The sequence below is a fragment of the bacterium SCSIO 12643 genome (assembly GCA_024398135.1).
In the GTDB taxonomy this organism is placed as follows: Bacteria; Bacteroidota; Bacteroidia; order Flavobacteriales_G; family Salibacteraceae; genus CAJXZP01.
The window spans coordinates 3,598,595-3,615,288 of sequence record CP073750.1; the positions used below are offsets into that span (position 1 = coordinate 3,598,595).

The following is a 16,694-nucleotide window of genomic DNA, read 5'->3' on the forward strand; positions in this document are numbered from 1 at the left end:
TACTAAATCATGAGATTGCTACTATTTCTATTATTTGTATTGGTGTATAGTAATATACATAGTCAATATAGATTGAGTGGTAGTTTATATGATGATACAAAAAAACCATTGCCTTATGCTACGGTGTTAGTGTTTAAACAAGCAGATTCAAGTTCTGTGGCACATGGAGTTACTGATTTAAATGGACGATATCAAATCAATATTCAGGAAAATGGAGCGTATCGTTTGAAGTATTCATATATGGGGTTTTCTGATAAAATCATTTCCTTAAACATTTATGAAGATTCCAATGATATAGAGATCCAGGATATGTTTTTAGAGCATTCCCCGGTGGAGTTGAAAACTTTAAACGTAATTTCAGAGCGTGTACCTGTTAAAATAAAGGGAGATACCATTCAATACAATTCTGAATCATTCAAAGTATCAGCAGGTTCTGATGTAGAACAATTATTGGAAAAACTTCCGGGTTTTGAAATAGATTCAGAGGGAAATATTATGGTGCATGGCAAAAGAGTGGAAAAAGTACTTGTGGATGGTAAAGAGTTTTTTGGAAATGATTTGAAAATTGCGACAAAGAATCTGGAAGCGGAAGCAATTCAATTTGTTGAAGTAACAGATAAGAAGTCCGATGAGGCCTTATTTACTGGATCAGAAGAGGACAATGAGATTAAAGTGGTGAATTTGACCTTAAAAGCACCCTATAAAACCGGAGCTTTTGGAAAAGCATCCGTAGGTGTTGGAACAGAGAAAACCTATCAAGGAAAAATTAATTACCATCAATTCAATCAAAATTCACGTTTGAGTATTATCGGTCATGTGAATAATGTCAATGAACGCATTTCTCCTAATCTGGGAGCTATTAAGAGTTATAGGTTTAACGCATTAAGAGGAATAGCCTCGAATGAAGGGATTCGAAGTTCATTATCACCAGGTTTAAATCTAAACCAACAACTAAGTGAAAAAGTAGAACTACAGATTTCTTATCATTACATAGAAGACCAAACCAAATTGGTAAAAGGTATAGCGTCTGATAACTTCTCTGGAGATACAACATACCAGTCTTATGAAGATATTTTAATGGACGAGATAAGTAAGAATCATGTGATCAAAACGAAATTAAAATGGAACCCAGGTACCAGAACTTTAGTGAGTTTAGAGAATGACATGGTACTATTTAGAAAGCATTTTGGAGGAGATTCCAGATTCCGTTATCCGGATGGAATGACAAACATTTTAAGTTTTACGAGAAATCTATCTCATACCACTTCAAATGGATTTGGAGGTTTATCACGATTATCTGTGACACATAAATTCAAAAAGGAAGGTAGAAACGTCAATCTGGTTGGGAATTTGAATGTATATCAGGAAAATAACAAATCACGTATACATAATTATCTCATCGGAGGTGAGCAATATCAAACGCAAAATTTTAATGGAAATAAAAGAAAATGGAGTATTGAAGGATATTTTACAGAACCGATTAATGGTTTTTGGAATGTCCGATTGGGGCAACAGTTTTTTCAGGAAAATGAATTACAAAATAGAAGTTCGAGTACCAATGAAGTTATAGATTCAACCGATTTTCAAGAAGGGAGCGGAACTATAAGAACGGTAACTGAAAATAAATCGTCAATAGACCTGAGCAGTACACACAAGAAGGTGCGTTATTTCATGGGGGTGTCAGTATCTGATATACAATTAAAATCATTGGAGGTATCCAGGAGTTTTCAGTTTGTATTACCTAAGTTCTCCATAAAATACTATTTAAAAAGTGCGCAGTATGTAAAGCTGAATTATCATACCAATAGTGTAATACCGCGTTTGGAGCAGTTAATAGATGCACCGGATAATACCAATTTACAAAGGAGTTATATAGGAAATCCGAATTTAAGACCTGAATATGGACATAATTTGAGCTTAAACTATTTCTATTTGAATCCGATTAAGGCTTACAATGTTTTCGTAGGTGTACAGGCGAGCCAGATGAATCATAAGATCATGAATCAAACTACGGTTAATTCGGATTTAACAACGCGTATCTCTGCCATTAATTTAGGAACTTATCAAAACATTGGAGTAATAGGAGGAATTTCAGGACCTATAAAAACACTAAAAGTAGCATATAATATAAGCCCTAATTTCAGCTGGAGCCGGAGTCACATATTATTGAATGGACAAAAAGTCGCAGTGAATACATCGAGTTATTTTACAGATATAAGTATTAAAAGACTTAAAAAAGATAAATGGGACTATAAGATTGGAGCGAGTTGGAATAATAACGAAACTAGATATCCATCAGAACGCAGTATGGATAGAAAAATTCAGAGCTATAGTTGGTACGTAAATTTGGAATATGAGTTTTTTCAGGGTTTTATATTTAAGTTAGACTACAAATTCAGAAAGTTTGTCACCATAATTTCGGAAAGTGAAACAGAGTTTCACTACTTAAATGTGCGTTTAAAAAAGACGATAAAGCATAATTGGACGTTATCTGTTATCGCAAATGATATACTCAATCAAAATACGGGGATTCGAACCAGTAGTAATTTAAACCAGATAAACACAGTACAGTATAACTCGATTAACCGTTATATAATGCTAGCTGTAGAGTACAAGTTGAGAAAGAATAAAACATCGAAACACTAATTATTCTATTACTATGTCATACTTATTCAACAGCCCTATTAACCCATCTTGTGAAAATTTGGCATTTCGGATTTGATTTTGATCCAGATCGATAGAATAGTGAATAGCTGTTCTGAAATCCGTAGATTCAAGATTAGAATTTTCAAACTGAGCTTGTTGTAAATTGCATTCATGAAATGAAATTCCACTTAAGTTAGATCCAGTAAAATCAGCTTCTTGTAATTCACACTCTTCAAAACCGGAATTTTTCAAATCCAATTGATAAAAAGAACAGAAATTTAATTGAGATTCTGAAAAATGGATAGCCAGTAAAAAAGTATTACAAATACCAAAATCCACCCCAAATATTTTGGACTTTGAAAACTGAACATCCTTTAAAGCCGTTTGGTTAAAGTTGACATTACTGAGATTGCAATTTTCAAATTTACATTCCAAAAAAGAGCTATGAGATAGGTCTGAATTTGAGAAATCACAGTTTTTAAAATAACAGTTATCGTATTCGGCTTGAGGAAGTTTCTTTTCGGTATAGTTCTGATTTATAAAATCTTCACTTTCAATATATTTCATGCGATTTGGGATGAGTTGATATGCGATGTATATTTAACGAAATTAACCGATAAAATGAGATGTTCTAAATTAATTATCGTTTTAGGAAGTTTTTTATTCTTTTTATTTATTGGATTTGCCTGTCAGAATAAAACCAATCAAAATCCATGTTATGATGAGTCTTTGGTACATAACAATCCATGTACTATGGATTGCCCGGGATTTGAAGGATGTGATGGACATATATATTGCAATGAATGCATTGCTGCCAGAAATGGAATTGGTCCAAAGAAGTAAGTAAATTTGTTTCAAAATTGACGTAATAAATCTGGTTCATTAGGTGGAATGTAAGAATCAGGTACACAAATGAAAAAGATTCATTTAGATAAAAATTGGGGAGTATTTGTTGGAAGTTTTGAAGATAATAAGTTACACCGACATTACGCTATTCAGCTGAGCATTAGGATTCATGACGAGATTAAGGTTATTGATTCTAAAGGAAAGGAGTTTATCGGTGAGTTTCTGGCAGTAAAGGATAACGACCTACATCGGTTAGAATGTAGTGGAAACCATATTTTAATCCTATTCAATCCATTTTCAACTTTAGGACATTATATTCAAAATCAGATCCGTGATTCGATTGAGATATTAGAATTAGATTGGAGTAAAGAAATAAAAACCTGGGCTGAAATGGTTATTTCTGACCATATGAGTTTTGACGAATTGATAGATAAATTGAATACTATCTGGAAGCAATTAGATTGTTCCTGTGAAAATGAAAATCATGTCTCGGATTTAAGAATTGCAAAAGCTATTGCATATATAGAAAAACATAGTTTAAAGATCATATCTGTGAATGAAATTGCGGAACATGTGAATTTATCCACTGATAGATTTTTGCATTTATTTAAAAACGTCACAGGAATGAATTATAGAAGGGCGCAGCTATGGAATAAGATACAAGGTTCATTACCCGACCTTAGAGAACATTCTATTACCGAAACTGCTTATAAGAACGGATTTTCGGATAGTGCACATTATACCCGAACGTTTAAAGAAAATTTTGGTTTCTCTCCAAAGTTTATCTCTAAAATATAGCCAGTTTATTCAATTTTTTAAGGATGCAGCTCAGCAGTTTTGTATCTAAAAAATGGAAAAGTATTTGGAAGAAACGGCATTGCTAAATTTCTCGCATCATTCTATAGAAGCACTGATTAAATCTAAAGAGTGGGATCAATTAAACGAATTCGATAAAGTTCAGAAGGTATACAATTTTGTTAGAGATGAAATTAAATTTGGGTATAATACCGGAGATGATATTCAGGCTTCAAGAATTTTGGAAGATGGCTATGGCCAGTGCAATACAAAATCAACTTTGTTAATGGCATTACTGAGGGCCATAGAGATTCCAAATAGAATACATGGATTTACGATTAATAAAGCACTACAAAAGGGAGCCATTACAGGAATTTGGTATCAGATTGCACCTGAAAATATATTGCATAGTTGGGTAGAAGTGTGGTTAGATGGAAAATGGTATTTTTTGGAAGGAGTTATATTGGACCGGGATTATATAAGTGTTGTACAGCGTGAAAACAGAGAAACATCAGGGGCATTTTGTGGGTATGGAATCTACACTGAAGAATTGCAAAATCCGGCAATAGACTGGAATAAGAATCATACGTTTATTCAACGTATGGGAATTAATAATGATTTTGGTGTTTTTGATTCACCGGATCAGTTTTATGAAAAACATCATCAAAATTTAAATCTAATAAAGAAATGGTTTTATGAAAATGTAATCCGACATTTGATGAATAGAAATGTGAACAGTATTAGAAATAAATCTGATGTTACCTGAATAGTATGATAAGAACTGTAGGAAAGCAAGATGCTAAGAGTATCGCCAGGATTTACAATCATTATGTAAAGTATTCAATTGTTACGTTTGATGAGTATGAGATTTCAGCAGATGAAATTGAAAAACGAATTGAGCATTGGGATAAGAAGTATCCCTGGTTCGTATTGGAACATGATGGAGAAGTAGTCGGATATGCGTATGGAAGTGAATGGAAAAAGAAATCAGCTTATCGGTCATCTGTAGAAACTACGGTTTATTTGGTTCATAATGTTATTGGTAAGGGTCTGGGGCATCAGTTGTATTCAGCTTTAATTTCAGAATTAAAAGAAATGGGATTCAGGATGTTGATAGGGTGTATTTCTTTACCTAACCCTGAAAGTATTAGATTACATGAAAAATTAGGATTTGAAAAGAAAGGGCAACTAGATCAAATGGGATTTAAACTCGATCGTTGGATTGATGTAGGATACTGGCAATTGAAAGTGAATTAAACCAAAATAGATTTAAGCTTGATCAAGGTAATATCTCATGAGTTCCTGAGCCCCGGCATAAGGCGTTTTTTCACCTGAAATCACCTCATTGATAATTTTATCTAATGAACTTTGAACCCTTGGATGCTTATAAAAGTGATCATTTAATGAAAAGCCTACCAAATCCATTAACCAGGTTTTGGCCTGGTTTTGACGTCTTTGATAAAACCAATTGTTATTTTGTTGTTGCGTCTTAAAATCTTGAATAATACGCCATACTTTTTCAATTCCTTCGTGTTGAATGGCTGAGCAAGTGCCCGTTTGTGGAATCCATTCATCTTCTCTAGGAGGGAAGAGGTGGAGTGCATTTTGGTAAGCTTGTGCAGCTTTGCGAGAAGCAACCTCATTTTTTCCATCTGCTTTATTTACGAATAAAGCATCAGCCATTTCCATAATACCACGTTTGATACCTTGAATTTCATCACCTGCACCGGAAAGCATTAATAAAAGGAAGAAGTCAACCATATCCTTAACGAGATATTCACTTTGTCCTACACCTACGGTTTCTACAATAATCACTTCGAATCCAGCTGCTTCACATAAAAGTACACTCTCGCGAGTCGCATTGGCGACACCTCCTAATGTACCCGAAGAAGGTGAGGGACGTACAAAAGCCAATGGATGGGAGGACAAAGTTTCCATTCTTGTTTTATCCCCAAGAATACTTCCTTTATTGATATTAGAACTCGGGTCAATGGCTAACACAGCGACTTTAATTCCTTGAGCAGTAAGATACTTACCGAAGGCTTCGATAAAAGTGGATTTTCCCACACCAGGAACTCCGGTTATTCCAATACGAATAGATTTACCACTATGGGGTAAGCATTTGTGGACAACCTCAGATGCCAATTGGGTATGAGATGAATGTGTACTTTCCAGCAATGTAATTGCTTTAGCGAGAATTTGTTTATTCCCTGCAATCACCCCAGAAACAATTTGTTCAAGATCTAAATCTTTTTTTTGTGATTTAATAAACCTTTCAATAGCCTTGTTTTTGGCTTTGTGCATTGAAGATTCTCCCATGATCCAATAACTCTAGAAATTCTATTTCTTTAATTTCTGATCCCAATCAATAATTTGATCTTCACAGTTCCCCGTACCTTCTACTTTTTTATGAACTGTCCCGGTATAGATATTTCCTTCCTCAATATGGTTTCTGACCACAAAGTCTACATCGGTTTTTACATCTCGAATTTCAGCAAAAGTGTGCGTACCTTCAGCATATTCAATGTTTCCATCAAAATCTACCAGGACGATATACATGTTTTTATCGTGGGGATCTTCAGAAACATCAATGATACGCATGTTAAACTTTTCCTGAGTATAATCACATGGACCTGAATTCGTGTTATTACCACAAGAAACAAGCATTCTAAGGCTTAAAAAAACAAACAGAGATGCAATAGAAAATTTTGTCATGAAATTGTCGTTTAATTTTGAACCGCAAGTTAAGAATTATCTGTGTTTTAAATAATCATTAAGAGCGGTTATTTGCGCTGTAAATTCATTAAATTTGTAGTTTATCTTTTGGAGAAATCCGTGCGAGAAAATGTCTGATCAATCATCAATAAAAAGCAATATGGGGAATCGTATGATCCGTCATCCACGTAATGTTTGGGTGGTTAGGATACTTGCGGTATTGGTGATTTTGTCTACTTTAGAGGTTGATAGTTCATATGTGCAAAAACATATGCCACATCGAGGAAGTATCTGGGCGGAAAATTGGATTGCGGAAAATGGGTTGGATTTACCATTTGTGGACCTTGTGGATTTTCCTGTTTTAATGGCTGAAAATCTAACTGAAGATGATGAGGTGACACCCGATTTGAAAACCACCGTTATTCGTAAATCAAATAGTATCGAAAATACCTCGCAAAAGGTGGATGTACCGGATATATATGCTTCTAATCAGACAGATGTTAGTATAACTAGAGAAGAGGAGCGTATGTATTTGCTAGCAATGGTTCAGGATTTAAAGTTAAATAATCCAGATGTTTTTGAAACGTCCATTATAGCTAGAGAAAAATCACAAGAGGAATACGAATCTGATTTACAAAAAGCATATGCGCAATCAGCAACTATTGATGCGTTTGAAATGGATAAAATGAATAAACCTGTATCGTGGATGGCTCAGGGTGCCGTTGGCCCTCAATATTCCTCGGGAATGATTGGACAACCAAGTGGAGAAGCATATGCAGGCGCAAGTAATATTGATAATTTAGTTGCACAGCAACAAGGTGTTGGGCAAAGTATCTCAAATCAGGCGTTCACAGCAATGTTAAATGTGGGGGTGACTTTAGGAAGTCAGTTTGAGTTATTATCCGGTGTAAACTTTACACAAATGGATGGTTCACATGATACGTATTATGACTCTCAGGTGGAGAAAACGCAAACTATATTTACCTCTACTGCTGATGGAAATAACAATGGAAATAAATCGGTAGAAACAGTTCAGGAGCAGGTGACTTATACCAATTATTTTTCTGATACGTTAAGAGCAAATTACAGAATTTCAAGTTTTGAAATTCCATTGGTATTGAGATATAATTTTGGAAAACAAAAAGTTAATTATTTCCTTTCTTCCGGGATTTCGACCAATATTGGAAACTATTATTCTGCAAGTTATCAATCTGGTGAAATTGGTACAGGAAATATTAATGAAGTGGGATATGGGGTGCAAGCTGTAAACCTATTGTTGGGAATTGGAATCCAGTATAAAGCTTCGCAAAATATCAGTATTCAATTATCTCCAGGTTACAAATACGGAATCCCTGTAGCGCATAGAATCTATCAAACCCCGGTTTCTTCTTTAGGGTTATTTACAGGTTTGAATTATTACTTTTAATTCATTCTTTACATTAGAAAATCGTTGTAACAACTTTTCCTTTCAATGTACTTCCAATAGTAGGATTATTTTTCGATTTTGATTTTAAATCATTAGATTTTACAACCCAATCGGTATCTGTATCAAAAATGGTAAGATTGGCTTTCTGATCAGTTTCAATCACACCTACTTGTTGATTGAATAGTGCTCTTGGTTTCTCTGAAATAGCGCTTACCCAGGTTTCCAGATCAATTTGTTTAGATAAATGGGTATGATACAAACTAAATGCAGTTTCGATACTAGATTGACCATATCCAGCTAAATCAAATTCACACTGTTTTTCTTCAATATTTTGCGGCATATGATTCGTTGAAATACAATCGATAGTGCCATCTTTAATTCCTTTTACTAAAGCTTTACGATCCGCTTCCGTACGTAAGGGAGGAGTCACTTTGAAATTAGAATCGAATTCTGTTAAAACGGTATCATTCCAGATCAAATTCGCAATTGCCACATCACAAGTTACTTTTAAACCACGCTTTTTAGCACGTTTAATTTGATCTACTGCGTTTGCGGTGCTGATATGCATAAAGTGAATGGCTGCATCACAATACTCTGCTACAGCCAGATCTCTTGCCACACGAATTTCTTCGCTTAAAGAAGGTATAGATTTTAAACCTAAGCCCGTACTTACTTCACCTTCATGAACTACTCCGTTTTGCGAAATTCTCGTGTCGTTAGGATAAACGATAACTTTACCATCGAACGTTTTGCTATATAATAATGCACGTTTTAATAAATCCGGATTTTCTATAGAGTGGTGTCCATCGGAAAACCCAACAGCACCGGATAAATGTAAATCGTACAATTCAGAGAAATTTTGTCCTTTTAATTCTTCGGTTAGCGTAGCAAAACTTTTGATTTCCGTAGCGAGTCCTTTAGCCTGATTTTCAATAAATCTAATTTGTGCTTTATTATCTGTAACCGGATGATTATCTGCAGAAATAACCACGGTAGTAAACCCTCCATTTTTTGCAGCTAATGCTCCCGATTTTAAATCTTCTTTATGCTCAAACCCAGGCTCATTAAATTGTGCATGTAAGTCTATCCATCCCGTTGATACATGTAAATCGTTTCCCTCGATGATATTTTTTGCCTTCGTAGTGATGTTAGATTTAATCGCTGTGATTACACCTCTTTCAATCAGAATATCTTTTTGAGATAAATGATGAGAACTTTGTGCATTTACAATTCGTGCGTTTTTTATTAATGTGCTCATAATACCGAAGGTTTAAAATATCTAATCAGAATAATTTCTATAGCCAGAAATAGTAAGGCGAGTAGAATAAACCAGCGCCATAATTCTATTCCGGTTTCACGTTTTTCAAATTCGTCAGAAAAGTTTTCAATAGAACTATCAAAAACACTAAAGTTAGTAAGGTTCAGACTATCAATTATACTTTCCAAATCAGAGTTTGAATAGCAATCAGGATTTGATTCGATTCTGGAATAATTGAAAGAGAGTAGGCCAACAATACTATCAGGAGTTTGAAGTGTATAATTCCCAGCTTGTTTAATTGCATCGTGAAAAATGAGTTGCACTCCGTTGTTGGTTGGATATTTTTCAGGTATAATATCCAGGTTCTGATCTACAATGTGATATAGAATGTCATTATGCGTTTCAGGTTGTTTAATTGTTACGTATTGATCTTCGCCAATAGTTTGATATAGATTAAACTGCGGAGAACTATTAAATGCAATTTGAAAAAATGTGGGAAGAAAAATACTGTGGATTCTAAAATTACTGAACGAAGCGTTTAATGGTAAGCTAAACAAGAATACCTGACCTTTCTCTGCTTTCCAGGTAGATAATATGGGATGTTGGTTTACTGTTTTCAATAAGACATCTTGTTGTGAATTTGATGACAACGTGAAGTGTTGGTATACATCGGGTAGATTAATTTTCTCCTGGTTATGCGTGAATACATCCTGATAAATATGATGATTTAAGTTGATGAAATTGACACGTGTAGAATCATTATCAATACCGGTAATAACTGAACCTTTAAGTGAGGTTAGGAGCGTATTTAATTCAATTTGATTTTGATCCGAAGAAGGAACAACAATTAAGTGTCCACCATTTTTTACAAATTGCTGTATCGAAGCAATCATCCCTGAGCTAAAATGATTGATTTCATTTAAGATGACCAAATCTTGCAACATAATGGAATTGAAATCCAGCTTGGATTGATGACTTTCATGGAATTCAAAATAAGGTTCTGTAAGGAAAGCAGTTTTTATATTATCGGAACTTTGATCTGATGAAATAGATAATACTTTGATCTTATCCAGTACATTATAACTGAAATAGAAAGCATTGTCAAAAATGATAGGCCGATCATTGATCTGGATCATTCCTTTATGCCACCCGGTAATTTTTGAATTGAACACTAAAAACGTATCTATTTGCGATTTTGCCGGAATATCAAAATTTCCAAAAGACCTTTGCGTGCTATCAATGAATAGAGTGGTGCGCACACCTTCAATATTCTTGGAACTATGATTGGTTAATCTAAAGTGAATCTCTTCAGGTGTATTGGTACGATGAACCGGGTTTTCAAACCAAACAGAATCTACAGATATATTTTGTGATAATATGGGTTGAATTGGAATCAGAGTGTAATTGATTAATGTATCTGTTGGTACAGATGAGAAATCAAATTGTGATTTATGAAAATCAGAAATAATAAAGCTATTATAGGCAGATTCTGAAAATGCAGAAGCCTGTCTTTTTACAATATGATCCAGAAGTTGTGTTTTGTTATTGATTTCAAGCTCCTGAAGTTTTTTAGTAAGTTCTGTGGTCGGATATAAATGTTGTTCTGCTCCCGTAAAATTATTTGATAGTAGTTGATGATTGACATGTTGAGGAAGTTGATCAACCAGTTGGTACCCAATTTCTCTGGCTACATCAAAAACACGTCCTTCTGCATTTTTATTTTCGGTACTAAATGAGTTGTCAATATATATCGTAGAAGATACCTTCTGACTATTCGAATTTTGATCTGATACGGGTATAAAAGGTTGGGCAAACACCAAAACCACTGCAGTTATTGCAAGCATCCTGCTCAAGAGGATCAGCAAGTGTTTAAGATTAGATTTTGCTTTAGTAGAATGTTTAACTTCCTTTAAAAAAGCAACATTACTGAAGTAAACCTTTTTGTATCTCTGAAAATTAAATAGGTGTATTATTACGGGGATTAAAACCGCTATAAGTGCTAAAAGAAACTGCGGATACAGAAAACTCATTAAAAGGCAAATTTATATAAGCCGCTCGTATTGGAAGCATAAGACTAAGGATTTATTTTAACAATTTGGAAGTAAAATGCTAAGAGGTTGAATGCTAAAAAAATGTGAAATGTGGATTAAAAGTGAGGAAAATCACGAAGATTTGTATTTTTAAGCACCACCTTTGTGTCATTAAATTATCGAAGTTATTGTTGTATGGGGTATAACATCAGTAATAACAGACTTAAATTTTTATAAAATATGTACGTAGAACAATTGTATACAGGCTGTATAGCAGTAGGAACTTATTATATTGAATCAGAGGGCGAAGCAGCAATTATTGATCCATTAAGAGATCCAGAGCCATATATGGTAATGGCTGCCGAAAGAGGTGTAAATATTAAATATGTATTTGTTACACACTTCCATGCAGATTTTGTTTCAGGTCATGTGGATTTAGCAGAAAAAACAGGCGCAACAATCGTATTTGGACCAACAGCAAAACCAGGGTATGATATTCATGTTGGTGAAGACAATGAGATATTTAAAATTGGAGGAGTAGAGTTAAAATTGTTACATACTCCTGGGCATACCATGGAATCATCTAGTTTCTTATTGTTTGATGAAAATGGTTTGGAACATGCAATTTTTACAGGTGATGCACTGTTTTTAGGAGATGTAGGTAGACCGGATTTAGCAGTAAAGTCTGATTTAACTCAAGAAGATTTAGCAGGAATGTTATTCGATTCATTGAGAAATAAAATTATGCCTTTACCAGATCGTATTTTGGTATACCCAAATCATGGCGCAGGATCTGCTTGTGGTAAGAGTATGAGTAAAGACACAGTGGACACTTTAGGTAATCAGAAACTGACGAACTATGCACTCCGTGCGGATATGACCAAAGAGGAATTCATTAAAGAGATTCTTACTGGTTTAACTCCACCACCACAATATTTCCCCAAAAATGCAATGATGAATATGAAAGGAACAAATCATTTTGATGATGTTCTGGCAAAGGGAATGAGAGGTTTGTCTTGTGTTGAGGTTCAGGAAAAAATGGCGGAAGGTTGTTTGGTTTTAGATACCAGATCACACGCAGACTTCCAATATGGTTATATTCCAGGGTCTATGAGTATCGGATTGGATGGAAACTTTGCCATGTGGGTTGGCGCATTAATTGAAGATATCAATCAGGAAATCGTAATCATTACGGAACCAGGTAGAGAAAGAGAAGCGGTAACACGTTTATCCAGAGTAGGGTATGATAACTGTGTGGGTTATTTGATTGGTGGTTTTGATGCATGGAAAACTGCGGGTAAAGAAGTAGAAACAATCAATGTGGTTCACCCGAGAGATATCGAGTTTATTAAGGAAAGAGAGAATGGAATTAATATCATTGATGTAAGAGCTGAAGGGGAGTGGGAAGCACAACATTTAGTAGATGCAGAGCATTTCCCATTGGCAAGAATACATTATAACCTAAATCAATTGGATAAGGATAAAAAGATGTATTTCCATTGTGCTGCAGGATACCGTTCAATGATGGCCATTACCATTTTGAAGAACTACGGATACAAAAATGAGAATCTGGTAAATATTGATGGAGGGTTTGATGAAATCTTAAAATCTGATTTAGCTGTTACTGATTATGTATGCCCGACTACAACAATGGCTACATAAGAAATAAAAGATCAATAAAAAAGCCGGGTAAATCCCGGCTTTTTTATTGATCAATGTTTTGATTAGATATATGCTTCAATATAATCTAGAATTTTTTGCATTAAGTGTACACGGTCTTTACCATATACGTTGTGTTCATGTCCAGGGTATTCAAAGTAATCTACTTGAACTCCATGTTTAATACACTCTTTTAAGAATAAATCAGAATGTTGTTTTACGACAGTTGGATCCACAGTTCCGTGAATGATCAATAATTTATCCTTTAAATCCTTCGCACGCTCTAAATTTGAAGTCAATTTATAACCTTCAGCGTTGTCTTCAGGAGTATCCATATAACGTTCTGTATACATGACTTCGTAGTATTTCCAATCCATTACCGGACCTCCGGCAGCACCTACTTTGAAAAGGCCTGGGTGGGAAGTTAATAAACTGGTCGTCATAAAACCACCATAACTCCAGCCATGAACGGCAACACGTTTAGCATCTATATAACTTAGGCTTTTGAGGTAGTCTAAACCCGCCAATTGGTCTTTCATTTCAACTTGCCCCAGATTTCTAAAAGTAGCTTGCTCAAATTCGATACCTCTGTTGGTACTTCCGCGACCATCCACCGTAAAAACAATGTAACCTTTATTGGCAAAATGGTGCATCCACAAAGGAGCACTACCCAACCATGAAGAGTGGAGGAGTTGTACTCCGGGACCGTTATATACATAGATTAATACCGGATATTTTTTGGACTCATCAAAATCATATGGATAAATAGTTCTGGTATGCAGAATAGTTTGTCCGTCATCGGCTTTAATGGTTCCCATTCTGGTTGCTCCAATTTTATAATCTTTTAATGGATTTTCAGCAGTCATTAAGTTTGATACCGAATGATTGTCTAACTCAACCAGATCATAGGAGGTAGGAATGGTAAGAGAAGAACTCTTTGTGATCGCATATTTGGTATTTGAATTAAACCAAACGTATGAATGATAGGCATCCCCTTTTGTAATTTGAATAGGTTCAGAATTTCCACCATCAGTAATAGCGACTTCAAAAAGATGTTGATCTATTTTATCTTTATGGTTCCCCATAAACCATAATTTTCTGGATTTTTCATTATAGCCCACATATGAGCGTACCAAAATATCATCGGTATTGATGTGCCAATTGGTATTTCCACCAATATTGTAAAAATAGAATTGGTTTAGACCACTTTTTTCGCTCATCCATAAGAAGTCTTCTTTTCCGATGAAATACATCGGATGCATTGGATGCACATATTTTTCATTTTTCTCAGATAAAATCTCTTTTACGAAATCTCCGTTTTGTGCATTGTATTGCTTTAAATGAAGCTCCTTTTGGTTTCGACTTAAATTAGCCGCATATATGTATTTATCATTCGGACCCCAGGATAATGAAGTTAAATAGTCTTCAATATTGTTTTCAGATTTTAAATAAGTCACCCCTTTTTTACCCACATTAAAGATTCCAATTTTCACCTCTTCACTGGCCATTCCAGCCATTGGGTATTTGGTGTTTTTCAATTGCGCAGGTCTGGATGTATAATCTACTAAAGGATAGTCGGTAACTTTTGACTCGTCTTTTTCATAAAATGCCAGAGATTTACCTGATGTACTCCAAATCACTCCTTGAACAATACCAAACTCCACACGACTCACTGTTTGTCCAGCCACAATGTTAGGATCAGTATGGTTCGTAATTTGTACTTCCTCACCATCTATTATGGCAAATAGATTATTGTCTTTAGTATAAGACATATCAGCCGAATTTGGTCTGAATTCGATATTGGCAGCTCCTTTAGGAACAGCGTACAGTTTGGTCGCTTCTTTGGTTTTAGTGTTAAAACTAAAAACCATACCTGTATAAACAAAGTACGCTTCAGATTTGTTTAACCAGTGGAAAGTTGGAATTCTGGTCATGGCCTTTTTTACTAAAAGCTGAGCCGATAGTTTGTTTTTGGTAATAATTTCAGTTTTTGAAAAACTAGAAGCATCTACCATAACCAAAGTCTGAGTACCTTCATTTTTTTCTACGTAGGTATAAGAATTGGTATTCGGAATCCAGTTGATATTGGATAATCTTTCCGGAGCTAGATTCCGTCTTCTTCCCATAACAGCTTCCTCAAGAGTGAGCTCTTTTTGAGCTATTGAAAAAAGTGGAGCCAGTACAAATAGAGCTAATGTAAACTGTAATAAAAACTTTTTCATTTGGACATATTTTAATGTGATGATTATATCTTAATCATTGGCGTAAAAGAATCAAATTCGAGTGATTTGCGCAAGGTAATGATTCGTTTCTTCTTCAAAGATTTTAACAGCTTTGAACCCAGCTTGCTCGGCTTCGTATTGTAGGGAACCAAAATCAATAAAAAGCCAGGGAAAAGGGGTTCCTTTTTCTCCATTGAATTCCATTTGGTAGTTGATTTCACCATAATAAGGACCGTTGAGATCTAACAATACACTCCCGTCTTCTTCCTGATAAAGATGAATCAAATCACTGCTATCTACGATGATTTGGCCATTTGGAGTTAGGACTTCTTTAGCTTTGTCAAAAAAGCGCTGGACAAATTCCATTTTACCCATCACACCAAAACCATTCATGAGCATTAATAGTGTATCGTATTTTTCATTTTCGATGGTAAAGAAATCCTGAAGAAATACATTTTGAATCCCCTGATTTTTCATAATCTCTACAGCACCTTCTGAGATATCTATGGCTGTACAATCCTGATTTCTATTTTGAAGTTCTTTCGTATGGATTCCAGTTCCTGCACCAATATCCAGAATCCGACCTTTACACAGATCGAGTGCAATGTTTTCTAATTCAGGAAATTGTTTTGAAGATCTGAAAAACCATGATATCGGATAGTGATCGGTTTCTGCAATATCAGAATGAACGAGGATCTCCTGTTTGCCAGGGTTGGCGTGGTAATTCAACAATGCTTTGCCGTAAATATCATTGACCAAGTCGTGATTGTTATTTTTCAATGCCTTAATTTTGTGTTTCATCACAAAAGTATTGAAGTATAAATTATGGCGAGTAGAAGATTTTTGAAAAAGGTAATTAATTCGCAAATTGCGGATGTAATTGATCATTGTTATGATGTTATTGCAGTATCACCGGACAAAGAAGCAAAAATGAATGAGATCATTGATGCATCGGTGGAGTTGTATGATGACTTGATTGAAGCCGTAAATTCTTATAGATCAGCAGAGAATAAGTCCGCTTATTTTTCTGAAATAGAAACGAAATTGGTTAAGGAAGTTGAGACTTTAAATCAAAAAGTAACAAGTTTATAGTTGCT

General features: G+C 34.8%; 15 protein-coding genes. 8 read left to right on the forward strand and 7 right to left on the reverse strand.

From position 1 onward, the window contains the following. Positions 1 to 9 precede the first annotated feature (9 nt). Positions 10 to 2,646, forward strand: coding sequence for a TonB-dependent receptor (locus KFE94_15820; protein ID UTW66102.1), 2,637 nt, complete (start codon positions 10 to 12; stop codon positions 2,644 to 2,646). On the opposite strand, the gene KFE94_15825 is transcribed toward KFE94_15820, so the two are convergent. After that, a complete protein-coding gene (locus KFE94_15825; GenBank protein ID UTW66103.1) occupies positions 2,647 to 3,213 on the reverse strand; it encodes a pentapeptide repeat-containing protein in 567 nt (188 codons plus the stop codon). Positions 3,214 to 3,267: 54 nt separating this feature from the next. Between KFE94_15825 and KFE94_15830 the strand changes: the two genes are divergently transcribed. From KFE94_15830 to KFE94_15845, 4 genes are all read left to right on the forward strand, one after another. Continuing rightward, positions 3,268 to 3,489, forward strand: coding sequence for a hypothetical protein (locus KFE94_15830; protein UTW66104.1), 222 nt, complete (start codon positions 3,268 to 3,270; stop codon positions 3,487 to 3,489). Between the two features lie 69 nt (positions 3,490 to 3,558). Beyond that, positions 3,559 to 4,290: a helix-turn-helix transcriptional regulator gene (locus KFE94_15835; GenBank protein ID UTW66105.1), complete on the forward strand. Its 732-nt coding sequence runs from the start codon at positions 3,559 to 3,561 to the stop codon at positions 4,288 to 4,290. A 52-nt stretch (positions 4,291 to 4,342) separates the two neighbouring features. Then, entirely contained in the window at positions 4,343 to 5,053 is a 711-nt protein-coding gene (locus tag KFE94_15840; GenBank protein ID UTW66106.1) for a transglutaminase family protein, read from the forward strand. A 5-nt stretch (positions 5,054 to 5,058) separates the two neighbouring features. After that, entirely contained in the window at positions 5,059 to 5,544 is a 486-nt protein-coding gene (locus tag KFE94_15845; protein UTW66107.1) for an N-acetyltransferase, read from the forward strand. A 12-nt stretch (positions 5,545 to 5,556) separates the two neighbouring features. Here KFE94_15845 and meaB read toward each other — a convergent pair whose 3' ends face one another. Further along, positions 5,557 to 6,591 (reverse strand): methylmalonyl Co-A mutase-associated GTPase MeaB, encoded by a 1,035-nt coding sequence (gene meaB, locus KFE94_15850; GenBank protein ID UTW68297.1) that lies wholly within the window; start codon positions 6,589 to 6,591, stop codon positions 5,557 to 5,559. Between the two features lie 36 nt (positions 6,592 to 6,627). Further along, on the reverse strand, positions 6,628 to 7,002 hold the full coding sequence (locus KFE94_15855) for a hypothetical protein (GenBank protein ID UTW66108.1): 375 nt from the start codon (positions 7,000 to 7,002) through the stop codon (positions 6,628 to 6,630). A gap of 160 nt (positions 7,003 to 7,162) precedes the next feature. Here KFE94_15855 and KFE94_15860 point away from each other — a divergent pair, with 160 nt between their 5' ends. After that, positions 7,163 to 8,428: a hypothetical protein gene (locus tag KFE94_15860; GenBank protein ID UTW66109.1), complete on the forward strand. Its 1,266-nt coding sequence runs from the start codon at positions 7,163 to 7,165 to the stop codon at positions 8,426 to 8,428. 13 nt (positions 8,429 to 8,441) lie between these two features. Here KFE94_15860 and KFE94_15865 read toward each other — a convergent pair whose 3' ends face one another. Together KFE94_15865 and KFE94_15870 are read right to left on the reverse strand one after the other, a co-directional pair. Then, positions 8,442 to 9,686 (reverse strand): dihydroorotase, encoded by a 1,245-nt coding sequence (locus KFE94_15865; protein UTW66110.1) that lies wholly within the window; start codon positions 9,684 to 9,686, stop codon positions 8,442 to 8,444. Continuing rightward, positions 9,683 to 11,716 (reverse strand): BatA domain-containing protein, encoded by a 2,034-nt coding sequence (locus KFE94_15870; GenBank protein UTW66111.1) that lies wholly within the window; start codon positions 11,714 to 11,716, stop codon positions 9,683 to 9,685. Before KFE94_15870 ends, KFE94_15865 begins: the two co-directional genes overlap by 4 nt. Positions 11,717 to 11,956: 240 nt before the next feature. Here KFE94_15870 and KFE94_15875 point away from each other — a divergent pair, with 240 nt between their 5' ends. After that, complete coding sequence (locus KFE94_15875) at positions 11,957 to 13,378, forward strand: MBL fold metallo-hydrolase (GenBank protein UTW66112.1); 1,422 nt, start codon at positions 11,957 to 11,959, stop codon at positions 13,376 to 13,378. A gap of 62 nt (positions 13,379 to 13,440) precedes the next feature. Here KFE94_15875 and KFE94_15880 read toward each other — a convergent pair whose 3' ends face one another. After that, the gene (locus KFE94_15880) at positions 13,441 to 15,597 is read right to left on the reverse strand and encodes a DPP IV N-terminal domain-containing protein (GenBank protein UTW66113.1); all 2,157 of its coding nucleotides are present in this window, start codon (positions 15,595 to 15,597) and stop codon (positions 13,441 to 13,443) included. 51 nt (positions 15,598 to 15,648) lie between these two features. Beyond that, positions 15,649 to 16,398, reverse strand: a complete 750-nt coding sequence (locus KFE94_15885; GenBank protein ID UTW66114.1) for a class I SAM-dependent methyltransferase — start codon at positions 16,396 to 16,398, stop codon at positions 15,649 to 15,651. Between the two features lie 24 nt (positions 16,399 to 16,422). Between KFE94_15885 and KFE94_15890 the strand changes: the two genes are divergently transcribed. Continuing rightward, positions 16,423 to 16,689: a hypothetical protein gene (locus KFE94_15890; GenBank protein ID UTW66115.1), complete on the forward strand. Its 267-nt coding sequence runs from the start codon at positions 16,423 to 16,425 to the stop codon at positions 16,687 to 16,689. Positions 16,690 to 16,694: the final 5 nt, after the last annotated feature.

What these genes read in the sequence shown, in the direction of transcription:
- KFE94_15820 (UTW66102.1), top strand. Translation starts at nt 10, where the DNA reads ATGAGATTGCTACTATTTCTATTATTTGTATTGGTGTATAGTAATATA.
- KFE94_15825 (UTW66103.1), bottom strand. Translation starts at nt 3,213, where the DNA reads ATGAAATATATTGAAAGTGAAGATTTTATAAATCAGAACTATACCGAA.
- KFE94_15830 (UTW66104.1), top strand. Translation starts at nt 3,268, where the DNA reads ATGAGATGTTCTAAATTAATTATCGTTTTAGGAAGTTTTTTATTCTTT.
- KFE94_15835 (UTW66105.1), top strand. Translation starts at nt 3,559, where the DNA reads ATGAAAAAGATTCATTTAGATAAAAATTGGGGAGTATTTGTTGGAAGT.
- KFE94_15840 (UTW66106.1), top strand. Translation starts at nt 4,343, where the DNA reads ATGGAAAAGTATTTGGAAGAAACGGCATTGCTAAATTTCTCGCATCAT.
- KFE94_15845 (UTW66107.1), top strand. Translation starts at nt 5,059, where the DNA reads ATGATAAGAACTGTAGGAAAGCAAGATGCTAAGAGTATCGCCAGGATT.
- meaB (UTW68297.1), bottom strand. Translation starts at nt 6,591, where the DNA reads ATGCACAAAGCCAAAAACAAGGCTATTGAAAGGTTTATTAAATCACAA.
- KFE94_15855 (UTW66108.1), bottom strand. Translation starts at nt 7,002, where the DNA reads ATGACAAAATTTTCTATTGCATCTCTGTTTGTTTTTTTAAGCCTTAGA.
- KFE94_15860 (UTW66109.1), top strand. Translation starts at nt 7,163, where the DNA reads ATGGGGAATCGTATGATCCGTCATCCACGTAATGTTTGGGTGGTTAGG.
- KFE94_15865 (UTW66110.1), bottom strand. Translation starts at nt 9,686, where the DNA reads ATGAGCACATTAATAAAAAACGCACGAATTGTAAATGCACAAAGTTCT.
- KFE94_15870 (UTW66111.1), bottom strand. Translation starts at nt 11,716, where the DNA reads ATGAGTTTTCTGTATCCGCAGTTTCTTTTAGCACTTATAGCGGTTTTA.
- KFE94_15875 (UTW66112.1), top strand. Translation starts at nt 11,957, where the DNA reads ATGTACGTAGAACAATTGTATACAGGCTGTATAGCAGTAGGAACTTAT.
- KFE94_15880 (UTW66113.1), bottom strand. Translation starts at nt 15,597, where the DNA reads ATGAAAAAGTTTTTATTACAGTTTACATTAGCTCTATTTGTACTGGCT.
- KFE94_15885 (UTW66114.1), bottom strand. Translation starts at nt 16,398, where the DNA reads ATGAAACACAAAATTAAGGCATTGAAAAATAACAATCACGACTTGGTC.
- KFE94_15890 (UTW66115.1), top strand. Translation starts at nt 16,423, where the DNA reads ATGGCGAGTAGAAGATTTTTGAAAAAGGTAATTAATTCGCAAATTGCG.